The sequence below is a fragment of the Ruminococcus sp. AM26-12LB genome, from assembly GCF_003480785.1.
Taxonomy (GTDB): Bacteria; Bacillota; Clostridia; order Lachnospirales; family Lachnospiraceae; genus Blautia_A; species Blautia_A fusiformis.
Genome location: NZ_QUJX01000003.1, coordinates 132,181 through 148,018, shown reverse-complemented (window position 1 = coordinate 148,018; position 15,838 = coordinate 132,181). Strand labels below are relative to the sequence as shown.

Annotated in this window: 12 protein-coding genes; 3 read left to right on the top strand and 9 right to left on the bottom strand. The window is 45.9% G+C overall.

Annotation, left to right across the window (positions count from 1 at the left end; all coding sequences use genetic code 11):
* The first annotated feature begins 180 nt into the window (after positions 1–180).
* Positions 181–549 (top strand): hypothetical protein, encoded by a 369-nt coding sequence (locus DW694_RS02915; RefSeq protein WP_015524421.1) that lies wholly within the window; start codon positions 181–183, stop codon positions 547–549.
* A 20-nt stretch (positions 550–569) separates the two neighbouring features.
* Here the strand turns inward: DW694_RS02915 and DW694_RS02910 are convergent, their stop codons facing one another.
* Positions 570–1,751 (bottom strand): ATP-binding protein, encoded by a 1,182-nt coding sequence (locus DW694_RS02910; RefSeq protein ID WP_092070442.1) that lies wholly within the window; start codon positions 1,749–1,751, stop codon positions 570–572.
* Positions 1,752–1,965: 214 nt separating this feature from the next.
* Between DW694_RS02910 and DW694_RS02905 the strand changes: the two genes are divergently transcribed.
* Entirely contained in the window at positions 1,966–4,098 is a 2,133-nt protein-coding gene (locus DW694_RS02905; RefSeq protein ID WP_118752525.1) for an alpha-amylase family glycosyl hydrolase, read from the top strand.
* Positions 4,099–4,157: 59 nt separating this feature from the next.
* A complete protein-coding gene (gene eutJ / locus DW694_RS02900) occupies positions 4,158–4,982 on the top strand; it encodes an ethanolamine utilization protein EutJ (RefSeq protein WP_015524418.1) in 825 nt (274 codons plus the stop codon).
* Here eutJ and rlmD read toward each other — a convergent pair.
* The 8 genes from rlmD to DW694_RS02860 form a co-directional block, all read right to left on the bottom strand.
* Entirely contained in the window at positions 4,979–6,151 is a 1,173-nt protein-coding gene (gene rlmD, locus DW694_RS02895) for a 23S rRNA (uracil(1939)-C(5))-methyltransferase RlmD (RefSeq protein ID WP_059085471.1), read from the bottom strand. The genes eutJ and rlmD overlap by 4 nt on opposite strands.
* Before the next feature lie 102 nt (positions 6,152–6,253).
* A complete protein-coding gene (locus tag DW694_RS02890; protein WP_118752524.1) occupies positions 6,254–7,099 on the bottom strand; it encodes a class II fructose-bisphosphate aldolase in 846 nt (281 codons plus the stop codon).
* A gap of 160 nt (positions 7,100–7,259) precedes the next feature.
* Entirely contained in the window at positions 7,260–8,159 is a 900-nt protein-coding gene (gene iolE / locus DW694_RS02885) for a myo-inosose-2 dehydratase (RefSeq protein WP_118752523.1), read from the bottom strand.
* A 25-nt stretch (positions 8,160–8,184) separates the two neighbouring features.
* Positions 8,185–9,198, bottom strand: coding sequence for an inositol 2-dehydrogenase (iolG, locus tag DW694_RS02880; RefSeq protein WP_015524414.1), 1,014 nt, complete (start codon positions 9,196–9,198; stop codon positions 8,185–8,187).
* Between the two features lie 748 nt (positions 9,199–9,946).
* Positions 9,947–10,990 (bottom strand): LacI family DNA-binding transcriptional regulator, encoded by a 1,044-nt coding sequence (locus DW694_RS02875; protein WP_015524413.1) that lies wholly within the window; start codon positions 10,988–10,990, stop codon positions 9,947–9,949.
* A 15-nt stretch (positions 10,991–11,005) separates the two neighbouring features.
* The gene (locus tag DW694_RS02870) at positions 11,006–12,592 is read right to left on the bottom strand and encodes a response regulator (RefSeq protein WP_118752522.1); all 1,587 of its coding nucleotides are present in this window, start codon (positions 12,590–12,592) and stop codon (positions 11,006–11,008) included.
* Complete coding sequence (locus tag DW694_RS02865; protein WP_118752521.1) at positions 12,592–14,331, bottom strand: sensor histidine kinase; 1,740 nt, start codon at positions 14,329–14,331, stop codon at positions 12,592–12,594. The genes DW694_RS02870 and DW694_RS02865 overlap by 1 nt, the downstream gene beginning before the upstream one ends.
* A gap of 134 nt (positions 14,332–14,465) precedes the next feature.
* Positions 14,466–15,833 (bottom strand): glycoside-pentoside-hexuronide (GPH):cation symporter, encoded by a 1,368-nt coding sequence (locus DW694_RS02860; protein ID WP_015524410.1) that lies wholly within the window; start codon positions 15,831–15,833, stop codon positions 14,466–14,468.
* Positions 15,834–15,838: the final 5 nt, after the last annotated feature.

Sequence of the window (15,838 nt, the reverse complement as noted above, 5' to 3'; positions counted from 1 at the left end):
TAGCCTCACAAAAGCAAACAAATTGCACAACAAAAATCATTCATAAGCATCGAAAATCTTTTTAACCTCTTGACATTTTTGTCGCCGCTTCATACAATAGACGCTGATTGTTATTTTTTTAACTTCATAAAAAAGCAGTGCCTGAAAACTGTTGAAATAATAAAGATCAAGGAGCCGATCATGAAACTCACAGAAAAACTTCTGCAGAAAATGGAACAGAAAAAAGAACTCTATGGCGATGGCATCATCATGCCGGACGGGGATTACCGTCTGATCCAGGATGGACACTTAAAAACTCTCATGTCCCTTCTTCCATATACAGAAAACGAAATCTGGAAAATGATCCCCGATGATGATTCCGCACTTTTCTGGCTGGTAGAAAAAACAAGCTGCGTACTGACCGATGTCAATTCCACGATCGGAATGAAGATGACCCCCGCACAGCAGAAAACCTACGAAGCACTTTCCAGTCGCGGGATCATCTCTGATGAATATTATGATCTTACCAAACAGCGGGAAAAAGTAAAAGCTGCCCGGGCTAACGCCTGAGCAGCTTTTATTTATATCTGTCAGTCCTCATACCCTTCCAGAAAAGAATGTTTCACTCCATCTTTTTTGTATGCGATAACTGTATGAAGATTAACATTTTCCACACTTCGGAAAATATTACTTTCTACATGTGGATTTACCTTCTTAAGTTCTGCAATCAGATTCTTGATCTCCATTCTCTTGGAAACACTGGTACCATCTGTACGGCAGGTAGTACAGGTATCGGTAAATTTACATGCACACTGGATAAAATGAAGGTCATTATAATCTCTCCAGTGTTTGATATCTGCCTCCCGGATCAGATACATAGGACGGATCAGCTGCATTCCCTCAAAATTTGTACTATGGAGCTTCGGCATCATAGTCTGTACCTGCGCTCCGTAAAGCATTCCCATCAGGATCGTCTCGATCACATCATCATAGTGATGTCCAAGAGCGATCTTGTTGCAGCCAAGCTCCTTTGCCTTGCTGTAAAGATAGCCCCTTCTCATACGGGCACAGAGATAGCATGGGGATTTTTCTATATTATAAACCGCATCGAAGATCTCAGTCTCAAACACTGTGATCGGAATCCCGAGAAGCCTGGCATTGTGCTCGATCACCGCACGGTTTGCCTCATTATATCCCGGATCCATCACAAGAAACACCAGTTCAAAGGGAAACTTGTTATGACGCTTCAGTTCCTGGAACAGTTTGGCCATCAGCATGGAATCCTTACCACCGGAAATACAGACTGCTATCTTATCTCCCGGCTTCACCAGCTCATAATCGTTGATTCCCCTGGCAAATCTGGAAAACAGCTGCTTATGGAACTTTTTGCGGATACTCAGCTCGATATCCTTCCGCCGCTGTTCCATTGCATCATTTTCCTCTTCTTCACTGTTCTCTTTACCGGATTCTTTCTGCATCTGCTGAAAAAGCCATCCTGTATATCCACCTTTCAGGCTCAGTGCGGGAATTCCTTTTTCCCGGAGCATCTCTGCACCCTCCTGGCTGAAAAGCCCTCTTGTACAGTAAAGGACCGGGATCTTATCCCCCCTCAGTTCTTCTGCCCGCTCTTCCAGTTCCTGTTCCGGAACAGAGATTGCTCCCGGGATCATTCCATATTCTACAGTTACTTTATCACGGGTATCTATCAGAAGATATTTCCCCCGTTCTTTCTCTATCTGGTCAAAAGAAATCTCCAGTGTTTCTTCATTCATACTGCTATTATTCCTTTCCTTACATTTTCAAAGTTTCTGGTTCATATTGTAAGCCTTCCCGTCAAAAACCTCAAGAAGATTTTCCCGAAGGTTCCCGCGTTATTGGAATGCTGCTGTTCACTTTGTTCTCAACAACCCAGCCTGTACTTTTTTCTGAAAATCAGTTATAATATTTTTGTTTGTAAAAAAATTTTCACCAAGGAGGATACCGGAAATGAAAACACAGAATCAGACTATGCTCTCTGAGAATACACTGACATCCCGGCCCACAGATATTATTGCGGGATTTCCTGTACGTCCCGGGTTTTTTGAATTAAATGGCGCTACTCCTCTTTCCAACGGAGTCAACTTTACCGCACATACCCGCCACGGTACATCCTGCGAGCTTCTTCTTTTCCACTCCGGAGAAGAGGAACCCTTCGCAGTCCTTCCTTTTCCCAATGCCTGTCGTATCGGTGATGTCTACTCCATGATCGTCATGGGACTGGACATCGAAGATCTGGAGTACGGCTACCGCATTGACGGTCCTTACGAACCGGAAAAGGGTCACATCTTCGATAAAACAAAGGTTCTTCTTGATCCTTATGCCAAAGCCGTTGCCGGTCAGCGTGAATGGGGCCAGCAAAAGATCGGAAGCTATCATGCCCGTGTGGTACGTGATTCCTTTGACTGGGAAGACATGCCGCAATCCACCCGTAAGATCAGTGACCTGATCATCTATGAGCTTCACGTCCGCGGCTTTACACAGGATTCTTCTTCCGGTGTTATGCACCCGGGAACCTTTGCCGGTCTTCGTGAAAAGATCCCTTATCTCAAGGAACTGGGGATCAACGCCGTAGAGCTGATGCCGATCTTCGAGTTCGACGAGAATATGAATGCCCGTACTGTAAATGGCAAACGGCTTCTGGAATACTGGGGATACAATTCTGTCAACTTCTTTTCTCCAAACACCAGCTATGCTTCCAAGCCGGAGCATAACTGTGAGGGAACTGAGCTGAAAGAGCTGATCCGTGAGCTCCACGAAAATGGCATCGAAGTAATTCTTGATGTTGTATTCAATCATACCGCCGAAGGAAACGAGCTGGGAAAAACCTTCTGCTTTAAGGGCTTTGACAATAAGGTTTATTATATGCTGACTCCAGAGGGAAATTACTACAATTTCAGCGGATGTGGAAATACTCTGAACTGTAACCATCCCATTGTACGTCAGATGATTCTTGAATGCTTACGTTACTGGACCATCAACTACCGTGTGGACGGCTTCCGCTTCGATCTTGCCAGCATTCTCGGACGCCATGAGGACGGTTCTCCACTTAACAATCCGCCCCTTCTGGAGCTTCTCGCTTACGATCCGGTCCTTAGAAATGTCAAACTGATCGCAGAAGCCTGGGATGCCGGCGGGCTGTATCAGGTTGGTTCTTTCCCTGCCAGCCGCAGATGGGCTGAATGGAATGGCCGTTACCGTGACTGCCTCCGTTCCTTCCTGAAGGGAGATTTCTGGAATGCCTGGGACGCTGCATGGAGTATTTCCGGTTCCGGTGATCTGTACGGAGGCTTTTATTCTGATCATAATGACAATTATGCAGGATACAATTCCTGTGTCAATTTCCTTACCTGCCACGATGGCTTCACCATGTATGATCTTTATTCCTACAATGAAAAACACAACGAAGCAAACGGCTGGAATAACACCGACGGTTCCAACGATAACCGCAGCTGGAACTGTGGAGAAGAGGGCGATTCCACCAACCCTGAAGTGCTCTCCCTCCGCTTCCGCATGATACGGAATGCCTGTGCTGTACTGATGTCCAGCCGCGGAACCCCGATGTTCCTTGCAGGTGATGAATTCGGAAACACAAAACACGGAAATAACAATACCTACTGTCAGGATAACGAAACCTCATGGATCAACTGGAAGCTTCTGGAGAAAAATCACGATCTTTTTGAATTTTTCAAATTTATGATCCGGTTCCGTAAAGACCACCCTGTTATCTCCCGGAAGCTTCCCAACGCAGTATGCGGTATGGAAAATATCCACACTCATAACATTGACGCAAGGGATGTGACCATTCCAAGAGATGCCCACACCTTCGCTGTAAGCTTTGCAGGCTATAATAAGAGCAAAGGCACTGATGACCTGATCTACATTGTGATCAACGCATACTGGGAGGACGTAACGGTCACACTTCCGGAGCTTGCCCGTCCCGGTGCATGGTATCTCTGTGTCAACACGTTCGGTGACGGAAATGGCCGTTATTTCTACGAAAAAGGCCAGGAGCCACGCATTGAACACGATTTCTGCATGCGGCCCAGATCCGTTGCCATCTTTACCGGCCGCAATTATTAGAATTTATATCAGGGGCAAAATTCTTTTTGTCCCTGTCTGAAAGAAATGGAGTATTTTGAATGGAATTAAAAAACAGAACTTTATCCAATTTTGCAGAACTTGTAGAGACAGGTGAATGCAAAAAATTCCGCGGTCGTCTGAAGACAGGCATCGACCTTGGTACTGCCAATACCGTTCTTGCCGTTGTCGACCGAAATAACCGTCCCATAGCCGGAATTTCCGCACCATCCCATGCGATCCAGGATGGAGTGATCGTCAATTACTATGAATCTGTCCAGCTTGTGACAAAGCTTAAAAATGAGCTGGAGGAAAGGCTTGGCACAGAACTTACTTACGGTGCTGCTGCCATTCCTCCCGGAGTTTCCGAAGGCAGTGTCAAAAGCATCGGCTATGTTCTGGAGGGTGCCGGTTTCGAAGTTACAAATATCGTGGACGAGCCTACTGCCGCAGCTGCTGTCCTTAAGATCACAGACGGTGCTGTTGTGGATGTGGGTGGCGGCACAACCGGTATCAGCATCCTGAAAGACGGAAAAGTTATCTACACCGATGATGAGGCTACTGGCGGCAGCCATATGACCATGACAGTCGCCGGTCACTATAAGATCCCTTATGAGGAAGCCGAAGTATTGAAAACTACTCCGGAAAAAGAAGACGAAATTTTCCCTGTGATCAAGGCCACTGTAGAAAAAATGGCTGTGATCACCGAGAAATTTCTAAAGGGCTATCAGGTTCCGGCTGTTTATGTAGTTGGCGGTTCTTCCATGTTTAAGGAATTTACTACCGTTTTTGAAAAGAGGCTGAAGCTTCCGGTATACCGTCCGGTCCATCCGCTTCTTGTTACGCCCCTTGGCATCGCATATCACTGTGAGCTGCCAAAAATCTAAGCTCTTCCCGGTCTGGTCCTACGATTCTCCAGAAGGCAAACAACCTCCACTGAATCGGTGAGCGGGAACATATCAACCGGCTGCATCTTCTTTACCAGGTAATCTCTCTTAGTAAGGCAGGCAAGATCTCTTGCTAGGGTTTCCGGGTTGCAGGATACATAAACAATTTTTTCCGGTGAAAGAGTCAAAAGGGAGTGAAGGAATTTACGGTCACTTCCGGAACGTGGCGGATCCATTAGAACAACCTCCACCTTCTCTCCCTCTGCTGCCATTCCTTCCATAAACCATCCTGCATCTCCCGGAACAAAACGAACATTACGGATCTTGTTTTCCCTGGCATTCATTCTGGCATCACGGATAGCATCACGGTTCAGTTCTACACCAATGACATCCCTGGCATTCCCGGAAGCGATGATCCCGATAGTACCTGTGCCGCAGTAAGCATCGATCACCCTCTCTTTTCCTGTCATTGCCGCAAACTCCATAGCCTTTCCGTAAAGTACTTCTGTCTGCACAGGATTTACCTGATAAAAAGAAGATGGAGAAATACGGAAGGTCAGTCCCATAAGTCGATCTTTGATGAATCCCGGTCCGTAAAGTACGATATTGCGGTCTCCAAGTACCATGCTTGTCTGTCTGTCATTGACATTGAGAACCACCGTAGTGATCTCCGGATGCTCTTTACGGAGAGCTTTTACAAAGTTATTCTTAGATGGAAATATTGGAGAAACCGTAACTAATACCACCATGATCTCTCCTGTGGAAAAGCCTCTCCGCACAAGCACATGGCGGAGAAGTCCATATCCTGTATCCTCATCATAAGTCTTGATCTTAAAGGATTTCAGCATACCACGTATGGTACGGATGATCTCCTGACTTTTTTTATCTTCGATCATACAGTCATCTACGGAAACGATCCTATGACTCTTCTCCTCATAAATCCCGGAAATTACGTTTCCCTTCCGGTCACGGCCAAAAGCTGCATGAACTTTGTTTCTGTAATAATAGGGATCTTCCATTCCAATGATCGGCTCTACTTTTCCGAATTTTTTCAGAAGGCCTTCTGTAATTCTCTGTTTCCTGCGAAGCTGCTCCTGGTAGGATACACCCTGATAACGGCAACCGCCGCATTTCTTCGCAACTGAACAGACAGTCTCTTTCTGTTCCATTTTTATCTCTCCTCTTTTATGGGCACAAAAAAGATGTTCCCAGTTATTTTCACTGAGAACATCTTATCAGACCTTTTCTTTTTTTACAAGAAAATCCTTGGCCTACTCCTGATATGGCTCATTAAATACAAGAATATGTCTCTTCACATTCTCGTAAGTACCCTGAACCATAGCATCATTGAGGTCAAAGAAATTATGCTTGTCTGTTGATTCCATATATTTCTCCACATGAGCTGTCAGGCTGTTAAAGCTTGCTGTGGCAATATTCACCTTACGGATGCCAAGAGAAATCGCCCTCTGGAAATCTTTATCAGTGATACCACTGCCGCCATGAAGAACCAGCGGAATATCCACTTTCTCATGGATCTTCTCCAATACATCAAAAGCAAGCGTCGGCGCTACCGGATAATTACCATGGGCATTACCGATGGCAACTGCAAGCGCATCAATACCTGTCTCTCTTGCGTAAACGACCGCATCATCTGGATCTGTGCAGCGGATACCGTGGTCACAGCTTCCATCCTCACTTCCGCCCACAAATCCCAGCTCAGCCTCAACTGTAGCGCCGTATTTACGTGCTTTCTCCACAACGGCCTTTACTCTGGCGATGTTTTCCTCAAAAGGAAGCGTAGAAGCATCCAGCATAACCGATGTAAAGCCAAGCTCCAGAGCCTTGTCAACCGTCTCAAAAGTAAGACCATGATCCAGATGGACAGCCACATCCACCTTAGCCTCCTTTGCAGCCTGTACCATCATCGGTCCCATCAGGTGAAGCGGAGAATTTTTCAAACGCACCTCCGCGATCTGAAGGATGATCGGAGTATCCAGTTCTTCTGCTGCGCGGATCGCACCTCTTACCATTTCCATATTACCAACACTGAAAGCACCGCAGCCAATATTTTTCTCTTCGGCACATCTCAGCAGATCTTTCATTTTCACAAGTGCCATGATTCGGCCCTCCTGTCCTGTTTATCGTACACTGTTTGCATCTTCTTACAGAAAAAAGCGGTGTCAAAGCACTACTGGCTGATACCGCTTTTTCTATGCAAAGCGGACATCTTTATTCCGCTTAACTGTACATCAGCATGCACCTATTTCCCTGTCGTAATTATAAGCCTGTCTTCTCAGCAATGAATTTTCTTGCACGGATCGCATACTCAAGCGGATTAGCCTTAGCCGGATCCTGCTCAGCCTCAACAACCATATATCCTTCGTAGCCTGCATCCTCGAGAACCTTGAAGATCGGATCATAGTTGATGCATCCATCTCCCGGAATCGTGAAGGCACCGGCTCTTACGCCTGCAAGGAAGCTCATGTTTTCTTTCTTAACCTGCTCAACAACTTCCGGACGGATATCCTTCAGATGAACATGTTTGATCCTGTGAACATATTTCTTTACAACCTCAAGAGGATCCTCTCCACAGTATGTAAAGTGACCGGTATCAAAAAGAAGACTTACATATTCAGGATCTGTATTCTCCATCATACGGTCAACCTCAGCAAGGCTCTGTACAACAGTACCCATATGATGATGGAAAGTAAGAGCAATACCATACTCCTCTTTTGCGATCTTACCAAGCTTGTTCATGCCTGTGCAGAAGGTATCCCACTCTTCGTCATTCATCTCATATTTATGTCCGAAAATCGGAGTATCCATCTGGCCCTGAACACTGTGGCTCTGCTCAGATGCGCCGATCACTTTCGCACCCATAGCTTTCAGGAAAGTAAGCTGTGCACGGAACTCCTTCTCAACCTCCTCAAACGGTTTGGTGATCAGGAAACTTGAGAACCACTGGTTACAGATCTCAACACCACGAAGCTCAAGAGCCTTCTTAAGAACCTCAGGATCCTTCGGATACTTGTTGCCCACCTCGGAGCCTGTGAAACCGGCAAGAGCCATCTCACTGACGCACTGCTCAAAAGTATTCTCTTTGCCAAGATCCGGCATATCATCATTTGTCCATGCAATTGGTGCAATACCAAGCTTTACTTTATTCTTATCAAACATTGGTCAATTCTCCTTTTTATTTGAATTATTCCATAATCTCAGAAATCTTAACCGGTCTGTGCTCCTCACTGGATTTCTTAGCTGCAAGACCCATTAATACCGGTTTCAGACCATCATAAACATTAAGAGGTGTCTCTTTGTCATTAACGATCGCATCAATAAATGCTGCAACCTCTTTACCATAAGCATCCATGTATCTCTCAAGGAAGAAGAACATCGGCTTCTCACCTGTAACACCCTCAGCATTGCTGATCACTGTGGAAGACTGGCTGTCATTGGAAATAGCAGCCATACCATCAGAACCGAAAACCTCAGCTCTCTGATCATAGCCATAGGAAGCTCTTCTGCAGTTATCGATAACAGCAATAGCACCATTCTCCATCTGAAGAGTGATAACAGCTGTATCAACATCCCCAGCCTCACCAATAGCCGGATCAACCAGATTTGCGCTCTGAACATAAACCTCTGTAGCATCGCAGCCTGCAAGATAACGAACCATATCGAAATCATGAATTGTCATATCCAGGAACATGCCACCGGAAACCTTAACATAATCAATGCTAGGCGGCTCAGGATCGCGGGAAGTGATCTTGATGATCTCCGGTTTACCAACCTTACCAGCTGCAACAGCCTGCTGAAGAGACTCAAAGTTATGGTCAAATCTTCTGTTAAAACCAACCTGATATTTCAGATTTGTGCCCTCAAGAGCATCGATAACCTCTTTGATCTTGGCAATGTCATGATCGATCGGTTTCTCACAGAAAACATGCTTGCCAGCCTTGATAGCCTCTACAGAAATCGGAGAATGAGTATCTGTAGAAGAACAGATCAGAACTGCGGAAATCTCAGGGTCGTTGATGATCTCCTTATAATCCTTAGTCGTGTGCTCAACACCCATGCTCTTAGCCCATGCAGCAGTCTCATCATTTAAGAAAGGATCTGCAACCGTCTTGATCACCGCATCCGGCACCCTTGTTGTGATACTGGTAATATGAACTCTACCAATTCTACCTGCTCCGATAATACCAACTTTAATCATAGTTTTGATCTCCTTTTGATTTATTTTCCCAATGTAATCTCTTTGCGTGTCCGAACACGCTCTTTATGCTTAATATAATATCATCGCAACACACAAATCGCAACCCCTAATATTGTACAATATTACCATCTTTTTTCTATTAAAAATGACGAGAACTATTTTTAGCCACAATATGTAATATTTTTAGGTCAACTTCGCCGAAAACATCTCCAACACATCCCCATATAATCACCCCAAACCTCTCACACCCCACCACCATCCAAACATCCAGCACAGCATCACAACTCACATCCCTTCAAACATCCAGCACAGCATCACAGCTCACATCCCTTCAAACATCCAGCGCAGCATCACAGCTCACATCCCTTCAAACATCCAGCACAGCGCCGATGCCCAAACTCTCCCTGCAAACAGGCGCAAACTCAGCCCTTGCAGTCGTCCAGCGCAGCGCTGACGACCCACAACCTATCGTCAAACGACATTTTTTCTCGCTGGAAACACCAGCCGCGGAAGGGGATGCTGTCTGGCTCTGCTTCTGCAGGAGGGGAGCTGATTCTTGGACGGCGGGAATCTGCGTTGTTTTTCAAAAGTCCGCTGTCTGAGCGGCAGCAGGCCGCGAGTTCGGACTTTTGAAAAACGCTTTTAGCAGATTTCCGGCGTCCTAGAAGCCAGCCCCCAACGAAGCCGCAGACCAGACAGCATCCCCTTCCGCGGCGTCCCTCCGCACAAAAAAAGGAGACACCCCACTTCAGTGTCTCCCCTCCGGAATCGTATACTCATTCCTTATATATATTTCCGTAAAAATCTTCGCCCTCTCCGGCGCTTCCCCATTAAACAGCAGCCGGAACAAAATCATCACCGGCTCATACCCCTGTATCCTGGCATCCTGCCCGATCAGGAAATGAATAAACCCTTCCCTCATCAGCTCATAATTCCGCCCCATAAAATCATTGGCAACCATCTTCACCTGACCAGCTTTCCCCGCTCCGGCGATTGCCTCACACACACCCTCCTCCCCATGAGAAGTAAGATATATCCCGTCAAGATCCGGAACATCCTTAAATATCCCTTCCGTAATCTCCCTGGCCCTGCCATTCTCCTCAAAGCAATACTCCGGCCCAATGATCTCAATCCCAGGATACTTCCGCGCAATTTCCTCACGGAATCCAACCACCCTGCTGCTCAGAGAAGTATTGGTACTATAGCCGGAAATCACAGCAACCTTTCCTTTTCCACCGGTCAGCTCCCCCATAAGCCCCGCAGCCGCACGGCCACACTGCACACCGTTCTGCCCTACAAAGCAAAGCCGTTTCGTATCCTCCACATCCGAAGTAAACGTCACCACCGGGATCCGAAATTCCTCTACAAACCGGTCAATTTCCCTTTTCACACGTTCCTCATCCAAAGGAACCATGGCAATACCACTAACCTCTTCCATCCGCATCTTCTCCATGGCGAGAATAACATCCTCCGCATTCTGATGCTCGATCTTATGGACCAGGACTGTACCACCAAGATTATCCACCTCAGCGCACGCCTCCTGGATTCCCTTCAGAACTTCTTTCATAAAAGGTGTTTCCGCACCCTGCAGGATCACGCCGATCTTAATATTATTTCTGCTCATGGATAGAGCACGGCCCAGTTGATTCGGCTTATACCCCATCTCATCAGCGATGGCACGGATCCTCTCAGCAACCTCCGGACGGATCCTGCCCCTGTTATTTAACGCTCTGTCAACAGTACCTCTGGAAACACCGGCAGCTTCCGCGATCTGCCTTATAGTAACTCCCATACTAAGCACCTCTTTCTATGATAATCTGGATTCTTTTCTGTATTCCGCAGGACTTAAGCCCGTAAACTTCTTAAATGTCTTGGAAAAATAATGATAATCTCCAAAACCGGAACGCAATGCCACATCCTTCACTTTACAGTTCGTCTCTGAAAGAAGCTTCTTTGCACAGTCGATCCGAAGCTCCTGTACATAATTGGAAAAACCGATCTTCATCTCCTGTTTGAAAAGATAACTGAGATAAGCAGGATTCACCTCCGCCGCATCTGCTGCATCCTGAAGGCTGATCGGCGCTTCATAATGTTCCCGGATAAACTCCAGTGCTTTTTTCACAGCAGCAGAGATTCCCTCCGGAACAGCATCCTCTTCCCCCACAAAAAGCTGTGAAATACAGGCACTGCCCTTTTCCCTGAATTTCTCAAAGCTTTCGATATCTCCATACCAGATGGGCTCTTTCTCAATTCCGGCTGTCTGATTCAATTTCTTAAGCCACTGTACCAGAAGTCTTCCGTCGGTATAGCGATCCTGACAGTCAGCGAGAACCTGTGTCCAAAGCTCCTCCGCTTTCTTTCGGTCTTTCCCTGCCTTCAGCTTGGAAATCTGCTCTTCCAGCTTCTCAGCACTTTCCGGCAGAACACTGTCCGCTTTCTTCCGCCCTTCAAAATAAAGGATCTCTTTTTTCTCATAAAAATGCAGCTTCATCATTTCTCTGGCCTGCTGATAAGCCTGGCGGATCCCATCCTCTCCCATGCAGACACTGCTGACACTGATACCAAAATCACAAAGATCCTCCTGACAGTGCCGGTAGCAGATCGCTGCTGCCTCAGTCAGTCTCTGCTGCATAGCCGATGTCCTGCAGTCTCCGGAAAGATCAAGAAAACAGCAAAAAATCCCTGCGCCAAGATAGACCACTTCCGTAAATTCACTTTCTGTCCCAAGAAGCTCCTCCGTACGTTCCAGCAGTCTGTGGCGGAAATGATGGGAATACTGTTCCACTTCCAGCGGCGTCCATTGTCTTTCCCTCTCTGCCCAGTTCTCCATAAACATACAGATCACAGCACTGTTAAAATATTTCCCGGCGATTCCGGCTTCCACACGCTTTTCCTCACGTGCCTGATTTTTCAGCATCCCCGAGATCAGTCCGTTAAAAAAATAATACTTCAGAGCGTGACTTCCCAGATGGATCAGCTTTCTCGTCCGTGCCTGTTCCTGACTTTTTTCTCTGCGCTTCTCGATCAGCCGGGCTGATTTTTCCAGAGTATCATAAAGACTATCCTCGTCCAAACTGTTCTTTAATACATATTCATCCGCCCCAAGACGCATGGCCTCTTTTACATATTCAAAATCATCATGACAGCTGAGCACGATAATATAGATATCCCTGTTTTCCTCACGGATCTTTCTGATCAGCTCAATTCCATCCATCACAGGCATGGTAAGATCCGTCACAAGAACATCGATTTTTTCTTTCTGAAGGAATCCATAAGCTTCCTCCCCGTCTTCTGCATCATCCACGATCTCATATCCTGCTTTTTCCCAGGAATCCAGGGTTTTGAGATAGCTCCTTACAAGAAAATCATCATCTGCCACCAGTGTTCTGTACATTAATTTTTTCTCCCTTCTTCAGGCATATCATAGATTGCAGGCAGAAATACCGTGACCTCCGTACCGTTTCCACTGCTTACGTATTCCATTCCTCCCTGTGTCCCGTAATAAAGCTCCAGGCGTTCTTTTACATTTGGAATCCCCACTGCGGAAAGTCCGTTTGTTTTTTTTGCATGACTGTTAAAAAGATCTCGGATCTGCTCTTTTGTCATTCCTCTGCCGTTATCCTTTACTATGAGGATCAGCTTTCCTTCACTTACGTTTCCGCTGATCCAGATTTTTCCTGTTTGCCGCTTGATGTCGATCCCGTGAAGAAGAGCATTCTCCACAAGCGGCTGAAGGATCAGTCTCGGAATATAGCACCGGTATGCTTCCTCAGAGATCTCATATTTCACCTGAAAGCTTCCCTGATAGCGAAAATCCTGCAGATGGATATAATTTTTCAGTATATGGATCTCATCGGCAACAGAAAGGAAGCTTCCCTTTTTGTTGATACTGGCCTGCAGAAGCTCCACGAAATCTCCAATAAGCCCCGCCAGCTCTTTTTCCCCTTTCAGAAATGCCGCAAATTTGATGGAGTTCAATGTATTATACATAAAATGCGGTGTGATCTGATACTGCAGTGCTTCCAGCTCTGCATCTTTTTTCTGCTGTTCCTCTTCAATCACCTGGGCGATCAGAGCTTCGATATAATCCAGCATGTGGTTGAATTCTTTTCCGAGGGTTCCGATCTCATCAGCAGTAGTCACTTCTGTACGGAGGCTCAGATCTCCCTCACCAACCTTCTCAACCGTGCCAGTCATGGATCTGAGCGGTCCGCAGACTACTCTGGAGAGCCACAGTGCCAGCAGCACAGCTGCCACAAAAACTGCACCAAATATTCCGATCAGAAAGAGCCGCATCCGGGAAAGTCCGCTTAAAACTTCTTTTTTCGGTACCTCCAGATATAAGCCGCAGTCTGAAAAGCTACCTCTGCTGAAAAAAGAGATCACACCGTTTTTTTCTGCATAGCCTTCCATTTTGGGAGCATTCTGGTCTGTAATCTCCGGAAATGTTTTTCCAATGTCACTGTAGTCTCCGGATGTCACGATTTCATCATTTCTGTCTACCAGAACTATTCTGGTGATCTTTTCATCATTGACAGCTTCCAGATATTCGTAATAAATTGCCCGTTCCCTGATATCTGCGACAACATACCCCAGAATCTCTCCATTATCATCCTCTACCTTCTGGATCACAGAAAGAAAGCTGCCGCCTTCATGGATCGGAGATTCCACAAGAACCGGAAAGGAATCCAGTTCCTGTATTTTTTCCAATTCCTCGATATGTTCTCCTGAAATCCCCTGCTTGTTTACCGGAAATTCCTCAGAAGTCACAGCCATTTTTTTGTCTGGAAAGACAAAGTAAAGGGAGTTGATATCTTTATATTCCCGACTGTGTTCCCGGAGAAGCCCAGCCATATTTTCCAGGCTGTTTTCATTTCCTGTACAGCTGTATTCCTTCGCATTATTCCGTATATCTGTATCCCAGGCAGTTCTCGTATTCACATAATAAATCTCTTTCAGGGATTCGTCCAGATCTTTTATAGTTTGCTGCATCCGTCCATACAGGATACCTGAATAATTTTCTTCGATCATCCCTGCTGCCCGAAAATAAAATACCCCCGTAAGAGAACAGGCAGTAAACATGGTTACTGTCAGGATCGCCAGTAATATCTTTGCCCGGATACTTTTTAACATAGAACTCCTCCCTTCTGTAAAGCGGATATATGCCTCTCTATGCTATATGCCCATAAACGCAGGAAACAGCAGGAGTATCCTACCCCTGCCTGATTTCCTGTTTGCGGTTGAATATATGTTTTACAATAAAATATTTATAACTGTCCGTGTGCCTCGCGCTCGGTAAGCTCCTGCATGATCGCCGGATACATTTTGTCAAGCTTATATCCGAAAAGCGTTACAATGATCACTGCTGCAATGAGGATCGGTCCAAATTTATAAAGAGAAACGATCATCTCCAGTGCTGTTTCCGGCTGTGCAGTTATTCCTGCAGATGAGCTTACATATCCGGAACTGCTTAAAAGACCTGTGATCACTGCGGAGGCAAGACCTGCGCCAACTTTTGTTCCGATGGAACCACCTGCAAAGATCAGACTTTCCTGACGGATATGGTTTTTCCACTGTCCGAACTCTACTACATCACCAACCATACTGAATACAACTGCGTTCAGTGGAGCAAGTCCGATGGCACGTGTGACACAGCTCATAACCATGAAGCCGAAGCTGTATGGATTCAGGAAAAACAAAATCTGGCCGCCAAGTGCAACAAATCCGCCGACAAATGCGATATTTCTTTTTCCGAATTTCTTGATCAACGGTGAGCAGATGAAGATTCCCACTACCAGAACCAGGGTTTCTGTAAGGAACAGTGCGCTGTACATCCATGTATCATTGTTGAAAATATATTTGCAGTAGTACGGAAGAATGGTTCCTGTGATCGTAAAGGATACACTCTGTACTGTCCACAGAAGCATTACTGCCCAGAAATACTGATTTGCAAAAAGTGCCTTCAGCATTGTCGGAATCGGAAGCTTCTCATCTTTCTTTCTTGCTTCGATCTGAACCTTTTCCTCACATCTGAAGAAGCAGAGAAGCAGAAGTGCAAGTGCAAGCACTGCCCATACACTCATAACCTTGATCCATGCAGCCTGATCATTTCCAAGAAGCTTTACAAGCGGCAGTGTACAGGTTGCTGCAACGATCTTTCCGATAGGTGACAGTCCCATTCTCAATACACTGAGTTTATCTCTCTCTGATGATTCGCGGATCATCATTGAAGAAAGGCTTCCATATGGAAGATTGATCGCTGTATAGCATATGGTCGTACAGAAGTTATAGGTTACAAAGAGATACAGAAACTGAAGCATCCCTGTTGTACGCGGCACTGTGAAAAGCAGTACTGCTGACAGCGCAAATGGAATGCTCATCCACAGAAGCCAGGGTCTTGATTTTCCCCATTTGGAATTGGTCCTCTCTACAATGACACCCATGACCAAATCGGAAAATCCATCAAAGCATCTGGAAAGTAACATTACCAGTCCTACTGTTGCTGCGCTTATCCCTACATAATCTGTGTAAAACAGCGTCAGCAGTGTTCCGATCATTCCGAACACGATATTACATCCTACATCTCCTCCAGCATAACACAGCCCTGTTGATACCGAAAGTTTTTTCTTCTCCATCTTAT